This is a genomic window from Pseudomonas sp. LBUM1678 (assembly GCF_059695575.1).
Genome location: NZ_CP166775.1, coordinates 5,400,922 through 5,412,921 on the forward strand (window position 1 = coordinate 5,400,922; position 12,000 = coordinate 5,412,921).

Below are 12,000 nucleotides of genomic sequence, written 5' to 3' on the forward strand. Positions count from 1 at the left end.
CACTCATGTTGTTTGTAGCGACCTACAAAAATTGTAGCTTCGCCGACACAAACACACGCCAGAACCCCGGCCCCGCTGGGCCTAACCCGGTTGGCACAGTCCCTGCTCTACCTCCTTGGCAAGCGCAAACAGCGCGTACTGCGCTCGCTTTATCCAAGAGAGGTACTGAGATGATTGACTGGCATATCGTGTGTGATTTCGACGGGACCATCACCCGCACCGACGTGATCGACAGCATCCTCCAACGGTTCGCCGACCCGAGCTGGGAAGCGATCGAAAACGAGTGGCTGGCGGGTGACATCGGTTCCCGTGAATGCCTCAGCCGCCAGCTCTCGCTGGTCAGAGCCACACCTTCCGAGCTGCTCGGGTTCTTCGACACCATCGAGATCGACCCGGACTTCCCTGACTTCGTCGACCACGTCATCGGCCTCGGCGCTTCCCTTGAAGTGGTGAGCGATGGCATCGAGCAAGGCATCGCCCGGATCCTGGCGCGCAACTACGTCAGCCTCTTGCCGATCCTCGCCAACCGCTTACGGCAGATCGACCACCAGAGCTGGCGCATCGACTTCCCGCATGCCAGCGACGCCTGCCGCGCCGCCTCCGGCAACTGCAAATGCAAATCCACCCCCAGCACCAAACGGGTGCTGGTGATCGGCGACGGCCAGTCCGACATGTGCGTGGCGTCAACCGCCGATTTCGTGTTCGCCAAGGATCGCCTGGCCGAGCACTGCGAGCGCAACGGCATCGCCTATGCGCGCTTCGACAGCTTCGCCGAACTGCCTGCGTTGCTCGCTCTGCTGCCAAGCGCCCGAGCCGCCAACGCCACCTCTTTCAACGTAGAAACACAGGAACGCTTCCACCATGTCTGATATTCGAATCGCTACGCCTGAAGACCAGATCCTTCTGGATAAGGAAGCCAAATACTGCTCCTACGGCGACACCGTTCACTACATCGATCCGCCGCGCATCTTCAGCCGCTGCGAAGGCTCCTACGTCTGGGACACCGAAGACCAGGCCTACCTCGACCTGCAAATGTGGTACTCGGCGGTCAACTTCGGTTACGCCAACCCGCGCCTGAACAACGCGCTGAAACAGCAGATCGACACCCTGCCGCAGATCGCCAGCCAGTACCTGCACAAAGGCAAGATCGAGCTCTCGGAAATGATCGCCGTGGACGCGAAGAAGAAATTTGGCCTCGACGGTCGCGTGCACTTCAACGTTGGCGGTTCGCAGTCCATCGAGGACTCGCTGAAAGTCGTGCGTAACGCCACCAACGGCAAAAGCCTGATGTTCGCCTTCGAGGGCGGTTACCACGGTCGGACCCTCGGCGCGTCGTCGATCACTTCCAGCTACCGCTATCGCCGCCGCTACGGCCACTTCGGCGAGCGCGCCAATTTCATCCCGTTCCCGTACCACTTCCGTGGCCCGAAAGGCATGACCAAGGAAGAGTACGGCAGCCACTGCGTGCAGCAATTCGCCCGCCTGTTCGAGACCGAATACAACGGCGTCTGGGACCCGAAAGTCGGCCAGAGTGAATACGCCGCATTTTACGTCGAGCCGATCCAGGGCACCGGCGGCTACGTGATTCCACCGATGAACTTCTACAGCGAACTCAAGCATGTGCTGGATCAGCACGGCATTTTGATGGTGGTCGATGAAATCCAGATGGGCTTCTATCGCACCGGCAAGCTGTGGTCGATCGAGCACTTCGACGTCAAACCGGACGTCATCGTCTTCGGCAAAGCACTGACCAATGGCCTCAACCCATTGGGCGGCATCTGGGCCAAGGAAGAGCTGATCAACCCGAAAATCTTCCCACCGGGTTCGACCCATTCGACCTTCGCGTCCAACCCGTTGGGCACGGCGGTGGGTCTGGAAATGTTCAAGATGACCAGCGAAGTCGACTACGGCGCGATGGTCATGAACAAGGGCAAATACTTCCTCGAAGGCCTGAAAGACTTGCAGAAACGCTACCCGATCATCGGCGACGTCGACGGTCTTGGCCTGGCCCTGCGCTGTGAAATCTGTGGGCCGGACGGTTTCACGCCAGACAAGGCAACCCTCGACTTCATGGTCGACGAAGGCATGAAGGGCGACATCGAAATCGACGGCAAACGCCTGGGCCTGATCCTCGATGTGGGCGGTTACTACAAGAACGTGATCACCCTCGCGCCGTCGCTGGAAATCAGCTACCCGGAAATCGACTTGGGCATCGCCTTGCTCGACCGTCTGCTGCATCGGGCGATGAAACGATGAACGACTTTTTTTCAAGTGCAGCTGAGATCGACATGGGCGAAGGCAGCGCCGGTTTCGTTCTCGGCAACGGGGAGGTTGCGGTGTTGTTGATCCACGGCCTCACCGGCACGCCGACCGAGTTGCGTCGGGTCGCCATGGGCCTGGCGAAGGCCGGTTGCACGGTCTACGTGCCGACCCTGGCCGGCCACTGCGGGGACAACGCCGACCTGCAAGCCACCGGCTGGCGCGACTGGTACGAGAGCGCGCGCAACACCTTCATCGGTGTTAGGCGCAAACACCAGCACGTGTTTGTCGGCGGTTTGTCGATGGGCGCGGTGCTGGCGATGTACCTGGCCGCCGAGCATCCGGGGCAGATCGAAGGCATGTTGCTGTACTCGACGACCCTGCGCTACGACGGCTGGAACATGCCCAAAGTCGCCGTGCTCACACCGTTGCTGATGGCGATTCCGTATGGCGTGCACCTGTGCCGCTTCAATGAAAAATCACCGTTCGGCATCAAGGACGAACGCTTGCGCGCCATCGTCGAGCGGCAGATGAAGGCCGGTGAAAGCAGCAATGCCGGGCTGCTGACCATGTCCGGGGTGAGTGTCCGGGAACTGCATCGGCTGGTGGCCGCGGTGAAAAAACGCATGCCGCAGATCACCACTCAGGCGCTGGTTTTGCACTCACGGGAAGACGACATCACCAGCCGCTGGAACGCCGACTATGTGGAACGCAAACTCGGCGGCCCGGTGGTGAAGATCCTGCTCGACGATTGCTACCACATGATCACCGTCGACCTGCAATACCGGCGTGTCGTGGAGCTGAGCGCGGACTTCATCCAGCATCGGTTCATGCAACAAGTAACCGCCCCGCAACCCGTGCGCCAGGATTACCGGCAACTGGCCTGACTCTCGCAACGATCCCTGTAGCAGCTGGCGAAGCCTGCGTTCGGCTGCGAAGCAGTCGTGAAATCAGCCACTGCGGTGTGTCAGGCATACCGCGCCAGCAGGTTTTACGACTGCTGCGCCCGAGCGCGGACCGAGCCGAACGCAGGCTTCGCCAGCTGCTACATAAATTGCGTAACGACGCAACGTTGTGGGAGTCGGGCGATGGAGAAACCCGTGGGTAAATTTTAAGGAACCGATGTGATCACTGCCCTTGCCTTTTCGACGATCGAAGCCATCGACCGCACAGCCTGGAATGACTGTTTCCCCGCTGAACTGGAGGGCTGGGATTATTACCGGGCCGTTGAACAGGCGGGCATCGCGGATTTTCAGTGGCGTTATCTGGCGCTGTACGAGGACGAGGTGTTGGTCGCGGCGGCGGTGGCGTTCACCACCGCGTATTCGCTGGACACCACGGTTCAGGGGTCGGGCAAACGCGTCACCGAACAGTTGCGCCGCTGGTGGCCGGGCCTGTTCGACGTGCGGCTGTACGCCCTCGGTTCGCCGGTGGCCGAGCAGTGCCATGTCGGGACCGCACGGCAGATCGACCCCGCCCGGCGTCCGGCCTTGCTTGAGCAATTATTGACCCTGGCGCGAAACGACGCCGATCAGGCGGGCATCGGTCTGCTGGCGGTCAAGGACGCGTCGCACCGCGATCCGCAATGGTTGAAGGTGTGCCAGGAGGCCGGCCTGCAAAGCATGCCCGGTCTGCCCAGCGCCGAACTGCCGATCCGTTTTGGCTCCGTGGACGCGTACCTCGGCACCCTCGGCAAATCCACCCGCAAAGACCTGCGCCGGACCTTGCGCGGGCAAGGTCCACGCATCGAGTGGCGGCGCTCCGTCGAAGACCTGCTCCCGCAAATGATGGCGCTTTACGAAGCCACACTTGAGCGCAGCGACTTGACCTTCGAACGCCTGCCGCCGGACTACTTTCGCCAGGTCCTGGAACACCTCGATGAACGCGCCGCGTGCGTGCTCTACTGGGTCGGCGCTGAACTGGTGGCGTTCAACCTGGTGCTGCTGGACGAGCAACGCCTGGTCGATAAATTCTTCGCCCACGACCTGAGTCGAACCCGCGATCACAACCTGTACGTGCGCAGTTGGCTGGCCAATGTCGACTACTGTATTGAACACGGCATCCCGATCTACGCGTGCGGTCAGGCCGGCTATGCCAGTAAGCTGCGCCTGGGTTGCTCGTTTACCGGCAACACCGTGTTTTTCCGCCACCGCAACCGGGTGCTCGACAGCCTGCTGCGACTGGTGAAAATGTTCATTCGACCGGACCGTTCCGATTCCGCCATGGCTGCTGCGATAAGCGAAGCACGATGATCAAAAACCCACGCGCCACCGCCCGACCTTTCGCCCTCTCCGGCTGGAGCCTGCAGCGCAAACTGGTGCTCGCGTTCTGGCTGGTCAGCGTGATCCCGACCATGATCGCCGCGGAACTGGCGGCCACCACCCTGTCGCAGATTTTCGACAGCAACGTGCGGATCTGGCTGCAGGAATCGACCAAGATCGTCGAGGACGAGATCAGCGAGATCCTGCGTGACAACGCCCGGGCCGCGCAGTTGTTCCTGCGCTACACGCGCCCGCCCACGGATCGCTTGTCGAGCAAACACGACAAACTGACCAGCGACATCGCCGACTCCATGGGCATCGACGTCGTGGCGCTGGTGCGCAACAGCGATCACAAAGTAGTGTTCAGCACCACTGCCGATGACATCGTCCGTCAAATCAGCACCGAGCCCAAAGCGGTGCTGCAAACGCTGCAAGTCGGCGGCGTCGCCACCGGCACCGTTGTGTCGACCTTCGAGACCGATCAGGACGGCGTCGATTACAAACTGGTCGTTGCCACGTACCTGGACAGCAGTTTCCTCACCAGCGTCGCCGATGTGCATTCCCTCGACCTGCGGCTGTACCTGGCCAAGGCCAATGACTTCTCGGAGATCTTCTCCACCCAGCGCTTCGAAGATCACCCGGCCGCCGTGCCGGAGAAAATCGAACAGATCCTGCGCAACACCAAGCAGCCGATCGAACAATTCACCAATCGTTACAGCGGCATCTACCGGCCCATTCTCAACGAAAACGGTGAGCTGCAAGGTGTGATATTCAGCGGTCTGCTGCGCCACACCAGCCTGGTCGGGCTGGTGAACCAGAGCAACCTGTTCATCCTGATTTTCCTGCTCAGCTCGGCGGCGTCCCTGGCGGTCGGCTGGTTTGTCTCCCAACGCCTGACCAAGCCGTTGCGCGGGCTGTCCAAAGGCGTGCAAGCGGTGATTGCCGGGGACTACCGCCAGCGCCTGCCGGTCTCCGGCGGCGACGAACTGGCGGAACTGAGCAGCACGTTCAACCACATGAGCGAACGCCTCGCCGAGTTGCAGCACCTGGAATCGCAACTGCGCCGCCGCGACCGTCTGCATGCGCTGGGCGAAGTCGCCATGGGCCTGGCCCATGAAATCCGCAACCCGCTGGGCATCATCAAAACCGCCACCCAACTACTGCACCGGCGCGCTGATTTGCCCGAGACCGACAAGCGTCATCTGGAATACGTGGTCAGCGAAGTCAGCCGCATCAACGACCTGATCACCGATTTCCTAGACTTCGCCAAGCCCAGCGCGCCGATGCGTTCGACCCAAGCGGCGCGGCCGCTGGTGGATGAACTGATCGGCTTCTGCGCCCCGGAACTGGCCAGCCACAACATCGATGTGCGAGTCGACGATCAGGCGCCCGGCGCGACCCTTCACGCCGACGCACGGCAACTCAAGCAGGCCGGCCTGAACCTAATCGTCAACGCCATCGACGCCATGCCCGACGGCGGGCGGCTGACGGTTGGCATCAGCAGCGACGAGCACTACACCGTGATCAGCGTCTGCGACACCGGCCAGGGCATTGAACCGGACATGCTCGAGCGGATCTTCACGCCGTTCGTCACCACCAAGGCCTCGGGCACCGGGCTGGGTCTGGCCAAGGTGTTCTCGATCATGGAAAGTCATGACGGGCGCATCGAATGCGTCAGTGAAAAAGATGCCGGAACCACCTTCACGCTGTACATTCCGGCCAACGGTGAAGATTTCGACGAGGGCAGCGATGACGCATAACGTACTGGTGGTCGACGACGAGCCCAAGCTCTGCGACTTGCTGGCATCGGCCCTGGGTCAGAACGGCATCCAGGTGTTCACCGCTGGCAATGGCCTGCACGCGCTCAAGGTGCTGGAGTGCGAGGACATCGACCTGGTGATCAGCGACTGGCGCATGCCCGGCATGGACGGCCCGCAATTGCTGGCGGAAATCAAAAGCCGTTTTCCGCAGTTGCCGGTGATCGTCATGACCGCCTACAGCACGGTAAAAAACGCGGTGCAGTCGATGCGCAACGGCGCCTTCGACTACATCGCCAAGCCGTTCGACATCGATGAACTGGACATCACCGTCAGCAAGGCCCTGCAATTTCGCGACATCCTCAAAGACAACCAGCGCATGCGCGCCGAGCTCGACGAGCATCAGCAGATCGACAGTCTGATCGGCGACAGCCCGAGTTTTCGCCGGGTGCTGCACGCGATCGATTCGGTGCGCGAAAGCAACGCGACGATTCTGCTGACCGGCGAAAGCGGCACCGGCAAGGAAATGGTCGCCCGGGCGATCCACAAACACGGCAACCGCGCCGACAAACCCTTCGTCGCGGTCAACTGTGCGGCGATCCCCGAAGGGCTGCTGGAAAGCGAAATGTTCGGCCACCGCAAAGGCGCGTTTACCGGCGCGGTGGCGGATCGCGTCGGGCGTTTCATGCAAGCCGACAAGGGCACGCTGTTCCTCGACGAAATCGGCGAAATGCCCCTGGCCTTGCAGGCGAAAATCCTCCGGGCCTTGCAAGAACGGGTGATCGAGCCGGTGGGCGATCCACGCGAGCGCAAGGTCGATGTGCGGGTGATTGCCGCGACCAACAAGAACCTGCTGGACGCGGTGGCCAACAAGGAGTTTCGCGAAGACCTTTATTACCGCCTCAACGTGTTCCCGATCCCGCTGCCGGCCCTGCGCGAACGGGTTGAAGACGTCGCGCAACTGGCCCGGCATTTCGCTCACACCCTGGGTGCCGCGGCGGGCAAGCGTTTTACCGGATTCAGCCCGGAAGCCTTGCAGGCGATGGCCAATTATTCGTGGCCGGGGAATATTCGCGAACTGCAAAACTGCGTGGAGCGGGCGACGATTGTGGCGTCGGGGGCGGTGATCGAAGAGGAGGATTTGCCGGCTTATTTGTTTGCCTCAAATTCTGGTAGCAGCGGCGCCCTGGTCACCGAAGGCAACGTGCCGGCGGACCTGGAGGCGGCGTTGGCCGAGGTCGAAAAGGCCTACATTCTGGCGGCGCTGGCGCAGAGCAATGGCGTGCAGGCCGCGGCGGCGCAGTTGATCGGGATCTCCGAGCGCAGCTTCTGGTATCGCTTGAAGAAACTGGGCATCCACGTAGACAAAATCGTCCGCTAATTTCCAGCTACACACAAAACCCTGTGGGAGCGAGCCTGCTCGCGATAGCGTCGTGTCAGTCACCCTCTGCTTGACTGAGACACCGCTATCGCGAGCAGGCTCGCTCCCACAGTTATTCGGCTCGCCGCTCGATCAGCTAACGGTCCCGCCTTTTGATTCGCTCATGATCTGCCGAATCGCTCCGACAAAGGTCTCGACCGGCTGCCCACCACTCACCGCATACTGCCCGTTAAACACCACCGTCGGCACCGAGCTCACCCCGCGCGACAGCCACAGCTGCTCTTCTTCGAGCACCTCTTTGGCAAACTCATCGGACGCCAGAATCGCTGCCGCCCGCTGCCGGTTCAGCCCTACACTTTCCGCAATCTGCGCCAACTGACCGTGATCGGACGGATTCCCGCCATCAGTGAAATACGCCTTGAACAGCGCTTCCTTCAGGTTGAACTGCAACCCTTCCAGCCCCGCCCAAAACAGCAACCGATGGGCATCAAAGGTGTTGTAGATGCGGCTGTTGCCATCGGTGCGAAACGCAAACCCGACCTCGTCACCACGGGCACGGATCATCTCGCGGTTCTTCTGCGATTGCTCAGGGGTCGAGCCGTACTTTTCGGTGATGTGTTCGGTGATGTTCTGCCCTTCCGGCCCCATTTTCGGGTTCAGTTCGAACGGCTGAAAACGGATCTCGGCCTGGACCTCATCACGCAGCACTTCCAGCGCGCGGGTCAGGCCATACAGGCCGACAACACACCACGGGCAGGACACGTCGCTGACGAAATCGATTTTCAAAGGGGTACTCATCATTCACCTCGCAGGCTGGAAAGGCGGCGGAAAGTTTGAACGATACACCTGACGAGACCGAGGTGGCAGCCATTCCCCTAACCCCTGTGGAACAGAGGTGGCAGCCATTCCACATATCCTGTGGGAGCGAGCCTGCTCGCGATGGCGGTGTATCAGTCAAGCAGATGGCGACTGACACGACGCCATCGCGAGCAGGCTCGCTTGTATGTTTAGACTTGAAGGGGTGGGCGGGACTACAGACTCGATTCTGACTCTGACCAGTACAGACCGTGGGAGACTTCTCGTCCCGCCCCTTCTACCCAAAGCGCCGATAAGGAATTCATCGGTAAACCGACGATAGAGACAAGCCAGCGCAACGGTAGACCCCAACAAGCACTTAAACCCTAGCTCCGAGGATTTGTCATGACAATCCTTACTTCGCAGACGGTTGTTGGTATCGATATCGCCAAGGCCCAAATTGCTGTCTATCGCACCGACCTGCAAATCATTCAAGACATCAAGAACGATCGAACCACCCTTAAACGTTGGCTTAAAACCCTGCCCGCCCAAAGCGCTATCGCCGTTGAAGCCACCAACATTTACCACCTGGACACGGTTGAGTTGGCTCATGAAATGGGTCATCAGGTCTACGTGGTGGACGCTTATCGGGTAAGTCATTACCGCCGTGGCGTCGGACAACGAGCCAAGAATGATCCCTGCGATGCGCGTTTGCTGGCGCGTTACTTGGAGAATGAACAAACCAAACTGCGGGTCTGGAGCCCGCCACCCAAGGCCTACAGCTCACTGAAAAGCCTTCTCCATAGACGTGCAACGCTGATCCAGAACCATGCTGGGCTGATGTTGAGTTGGGCCAATGAACCCTTGTTGAAGAAAGTGCAGGCCGCTCAGCAGAAGGCATTCAAGCAAGCGGATCAGGCTATTCAGAAACTGCTGCGCAAGGTCAGCAAAGAGGCAGGGATTGAGGCGAATATTGATCGCTGCAAAGCCATAGAAGGCGTTGGGGAGCTGACCGCAACGGGGTTAGCGACGACTTTTATGCGGGGCGATTTTGCGAACAGCGATGCGTTCATCGCATTCCTGGGAATGGACTTGGCAGTCGACGATTCCGGCAAGAAGAATGGGCGGCGGTACCTGACCAAAAAAGGAGATCCGGAGGTTCGTCGTTTGGCTTACAACGCCGCAATGGCGGCGTGTCGCTCGTCTAAATGGAAGCCGTTTTACGAGGCATACCTGGCTAGAGGCTTCTCGAAAACCCAGGCTTTGGTCGCCTTGGCCCGAAAGCTCTGTCGGGTGGCATTTGCCCTGATGAAAAATCAGAGCGAATACCTGTCAGCCTGAGAATTCAGGGTTGCCGGGCAACATAGAATCTCCCACAGGGGATTTACGGTGTTTTTGGGGATGTGTTTAGTTCTGTTTAAGGTTACTTCCTGAAAGCTACAGCGCCTTGCGCCGTCGCCTACAACCACGTCAGAATCCGCCGGCTTGTGCGCCTTGGGGGCCGTCGGTAACTTGGTTCGTGTCACTGATTCCCAGTGATCGGGTTTAGTAGCCCGGCTTTTTCCGGTCGCATAAGTGTCATCTAGTCAGGCAGTTGCCTGCACTTGATGGTGGCTGTGCGCATGGCGCCCTCGGGCGCGCCGGTTTTGACTGGAGGCCGGTCTACTAACTTGCGCACAGCTGCCACCCATTCGTTTAGTAGCGAGATGAGTTGCAGCTCTACTAGCAGGAGCTCCAGTTCAATGTTCAAAATTACTCCGAATCCCCCAGAAACCGACGACGTCTCCCCCTACGAAACCCCCGACTCCAAAAAACTCAACGAAGCCGCCGACCGCGCCCTCGATTACTACCTCAAACCGGTCATCCCCAAAGACACCCCACGCCGGCCCAGCACCATTTACACCATCGCCCCCGACATCGATCACGAAACCCTGCTGGCCAACGCCTGTGAATCCCTTGCGTCGGCGAGCGTGATGTTGAGTGACTTCGCGGCATTGATGGAAGGCCCGCAGCGCAATACCGTGCTCGGCATTCAGCAGTCGGTCATGTTGGGTGAACTGGCGGTGAACCGGATGCTCGACAACCTCGTTCCACCGACATAACCAACTGAGGGCGATGAGCCTTTGTGGCGAGGGAGCTTGCTCCCGCTCGGCTGCGCAGCAGTCGTAAAACCGGCCAATGTGGTTTGCCTGATACACCGCATACGCAGGATTGGGGCCGCTTCGCAGCCCAGCGGGAGCAAGCTCCCTCGCCACAGGGTTTTGTCCCACAGTCTGGATTGGGGATTACAGGAGATTTGGGGTTGGCACCGGATCAATCTGCGCCCAATGCGAGGTGTCTTCGCGATGGGCCTGCAAGTACGGCAACACCGCCGCCAGCAACGGCGCCTTGAACGCTTCCTGGAATCGATGCGCCAGTCCCGGAATCAGCTTCAACTGGCTACCGCGAATATGCGCCGCCAGGTGCACGCCGTGCATCACCGGCAACAGCGGATCGGCCGTGCCGTGGACCACCAGCGTCGGCACGCGCAATTGGTTAAGCAACGCCACACGACTGCGCTCGGCGAGGATCGCCATGATCTGGCGCTTCACGCCTTCCGGGTTGAACGCGCGGTCATAAGACAGCGCCGCCTGATGCAGCAACGCCTGCCGATCATCGCTGACGGCCGGGCTGCCCAACGCCGCCAGCAAATCCGCCTGCTGCTCCAGCGCCACTTCGCGATTCGGCGCGCTACGCCGCGACAACAACTGCACCAACGCCGCGCTCGGCGCCGGCAAGCCTTCGGCTCCGGAGCTGGTCATGATCAGGGTCAGGCTCTCGACCCGCTGCGGCGCCATCGCCGCCATATGCTGGGCGATCATCCCGCCCATGCTCGCGCCCAATACGTGGAATTGCTCAACCTTCAGCGCATCCATCAGGCCAAAAGCGTCGTCCGCCATGTCGGTCAGGGTGTACGGCGCCGCCACCGGCAAACCGAGTTTGTAGCGCAGCACTTCGAAAGTCAGGTTGGCGTCGGCGGGCGCTTGCCGCCAGGTCGAGAGACCGACGTCGCGATTGTCATAGCGAATCACCCGAAAACCTTGCTGACACAACGCGACCACCACCTCGTCCGGCCAGTGAATCAACTGCCCGCCCAGGCCCATCACCAGCAGCAACGCCGGGTCGGACGCACGGCCGATGCTCTGGTACGCCAGGCTCACCTGCGCCAGATCGGCCTGTTGGGTTGGAACATTGACATCGCAACGAGACGCCGCGAAAGACGGTAATCCAAACAACAACGCGGCCAGGAAGGCCGCTGTTGATAAAAATCGTGCACGCATGAAAAAACACCGAAACGCAGAACCCCAGTAGAGCGCGAGTCTGATGAAGTTTGATCAAGCGCGCTGCCACAGTTACGTGACAGTTTGATGAAGAGTGCTGAACGGTCGTGTGAAGCATCGACGGCTACCGCTGGTCAGAAAACAGTCTGAACCTGTTATTTCTGACAGTAGCCAGCCTGCAAGTTTGAGCTTTCAATCAGTCTCTGACGCGCCTTGCCGCCCCGGTT

General features: G+C 60.2%; 10 protein-coding genes. 8 read left to right on the top strand and 2 right to left on the bottom strand.

What is annotated here, in order from left to right; all coding sequences use genetic code 11:
- Positions 1-170 precede the first annotated feature (170 nt).
- The 6 genes from ACA070_RS24555 to ACA070_RS24580 all read left to right on the top strand — a co-directional run bounded on the left by ACA070_RS24555 (position 171) and on the right by ACA070_RS24580 (position 7,658).
- Positions 171-869 carry an MtnX-like HAD-IB family phosphatase gene (locus tag ACA070_RS24555; RefSeq protein ID WP_497448674.1) on the top strand — a complete coding sequence of 233 codons (699 nt, stop codon included), beginning with the start codon at positions 171-173 and terminating at the stop codon, positions 867-869.
- Positions 862-2,256 carry an aspartate aminotransferase family protein gene (locus ACA070_RS24560; RefSeq protein WP_497448675.1) on the top strand — a complete coding sequence of 465 codons (1,395 nt, stop codon included), beginning with the start codon at positions 862-864 and terminating at the stop codon, positions 2,254-2,256. Before ACA070_RS24555 ends, ACA070_RS24560 begins: the two co-directional genes overlap by 8 nt.
- The gene (locus ACA070_RS24565) at positions 2,253-3,146 is read left to right on the top strand and encodes an alpha/beta hydrolase (protein WP_497448676.1); all 894 of its coding nucleotides are present in this window, start codon (positions 2,253-2,255) and stop codon (positions 3,144-3,146) included. The genes ACA070_RS24560 and ACA070_RS24565 overlap by 4 nt, the downstream gene beginning before the upstream one ends.
- Before the next feature lie 237 nt (positions 3,147-3,383).
- Positions 3,384-4,511 (top strand): GNAT family N-acetyltransferase, encoded by a 1,128-nt coding sequence (locus ACA070_RS24570; protein WP_497448677.1) that lies wholly within the window; start codon positions 3,384-3,386, stop codon positions 4,509-4,511.
- A complete protein-coding gene (locus ACA070_RS24575; protein WP_497448678.1) occupies positions 4,508-6,280 on the top strand; it encodes a sensor histidine kinase in 1,773 nt (590 codons plus the stop codon). Before ACA070_RS24570 ends, ACA070_RS24575 begins: the two co-directional genes overlap by 4 nt.
- A complete protein-coding gene (locus ACA070_RS24580; RefSeq protein ID WP_497448679.1) occupies positions 6,270-7,658 on the top strand; it encodes a sigma-54-dependent transcriptional regulator in 1,389 nt (462 codons plus the stop codon). The genes ACA070_RS24575 and ACA070_RS24580 overlap by 11 nt, the downstream gene beginning before the upstream one ends.
- Positions 7,659-7,790: 132 nt before the next feature.
- On the opposite strand, the gene ACA070_RS24585 is transcribed toward ACA070_RS24580, so the two are convergent.
- On the bottom strand, positions 7,791-8,456 hold the full coding sequence (locus ACA070_RS24585; RefSeq protein WP_497448680.1) for a DsbA family oxidoreductase: 666 nt from the start codon (positions 8,454-8,456) through the stop codon (positions 7,791-7,793).
- A gap of 402 nt (positions 8,457-8,858) precedes the next feature.
- Here ACA070_RS24585 and ACA070_RS24590 point away from each other — a divergent pair, with 402 nt between their 5' ends.
- Both ACA070_RS24590 and ACA070_RS24595 read left to right on the top strand, forming a co-directional pair.
- Entirely contained in the window at positions 8,859-9,794 is a 936-nt protein-coding gene (locus tag ACA070_RS24590; protein WP_497447458.1) for an IS110 family transposase, read from the top strand.
- A gap of 401 nt (positions 9,795-10,195) precedes the next feature.
- Complete coding sequence (locus tag ACA070_RS24595) at positions 10,196-10,555, top strand: DUF6124 family protein (protein WP_497448681.1); 360 nt, start codon at positions 10,196-10,198, stop codon at positions 10,553-10,555.
- 183 nt (positions 10,556-10,738) lie between these two features.
- Here ACA070_RS24595 and ACA070_RS24600 read toward each other — a convergent pair whose 3' ends face one another.
- A complete protein-coding gene (locus tag ACA070_RS24600) occupies positions 10,739-11,773 on the bottom strand; it encodes an alpha/beta fold hydrolase (protein WP_497448682.1) in 1,035 nt (344 codons plus the stop codon).
- Between the last annotated feature and the right edge of the window lie 227 nt (positions 11,774-12,000).

Bases quoted from the DNA above. Each gene is read 5' to 3' on its own strand.
- ACA070_RS24575 (WP_497448678.1), top strand. From the start codon at position 4,508: ATGATCAAAAACCCACGCGCCACCGCCCGACCTTTCGCCCTCTCCGGC.
- ACA070_RS24590 (WP_497447458.1), top strand. From the start codon at position 8,859: ATGACAATCCTTACTTCGCAGACGGTTGTTGGTATCGATATCGCCAAG.
- ACA070_RS24555 (WP_497448674.1), top strand. From the start codon at position 171: ATGATTGACTGGCATATCGTGTGTGATTTCGACGGGACCATCACCCGC.
- ACA070_RS24600 (WP_497448682.1), bottom strand. From the start codon at position 11,773: ATGCGTGCACGATTTTTATCAACAGCGGCCTTCCTGGCCGCGTTGTTG.
- ACA070_RS24560 (WP_497448675.1), top strand. From the start codon at position 862: ATGTCTGATATTCGAATCGCTACGCCTGAAGACCAGATCCTTCTGGAT.
- ACA070_RS24595 (WP_497448681.1), top strand. From the start codon at position 10,196: ATGTTCAAAATTACTCCGAATCCCCCAGAAACCGACGACGTCTCCCCC.
- ACA070_RS24565 (WP_497448676.1), top strand. From the start codon at position 2,253: ATGAACGACTTTTTTTCAAGTGCAGCTGAGATCGACATGGGCGAAGGC.
- ACA070_RS24585 (WP_497448680.1), bottom strand. From the start codon at position 8,456: ATGAGTACCCCTTTGAAAATCGATTTCGTCAGCGACGTGTCCTGCCCG.
- ACA070_RS24580 (WP_497448679.1), top strand. From the start codon at position 6,270: ATGACGCATAACGTACTGGTGGTCGACGACGAGCCCAAGCTCTGCGAC.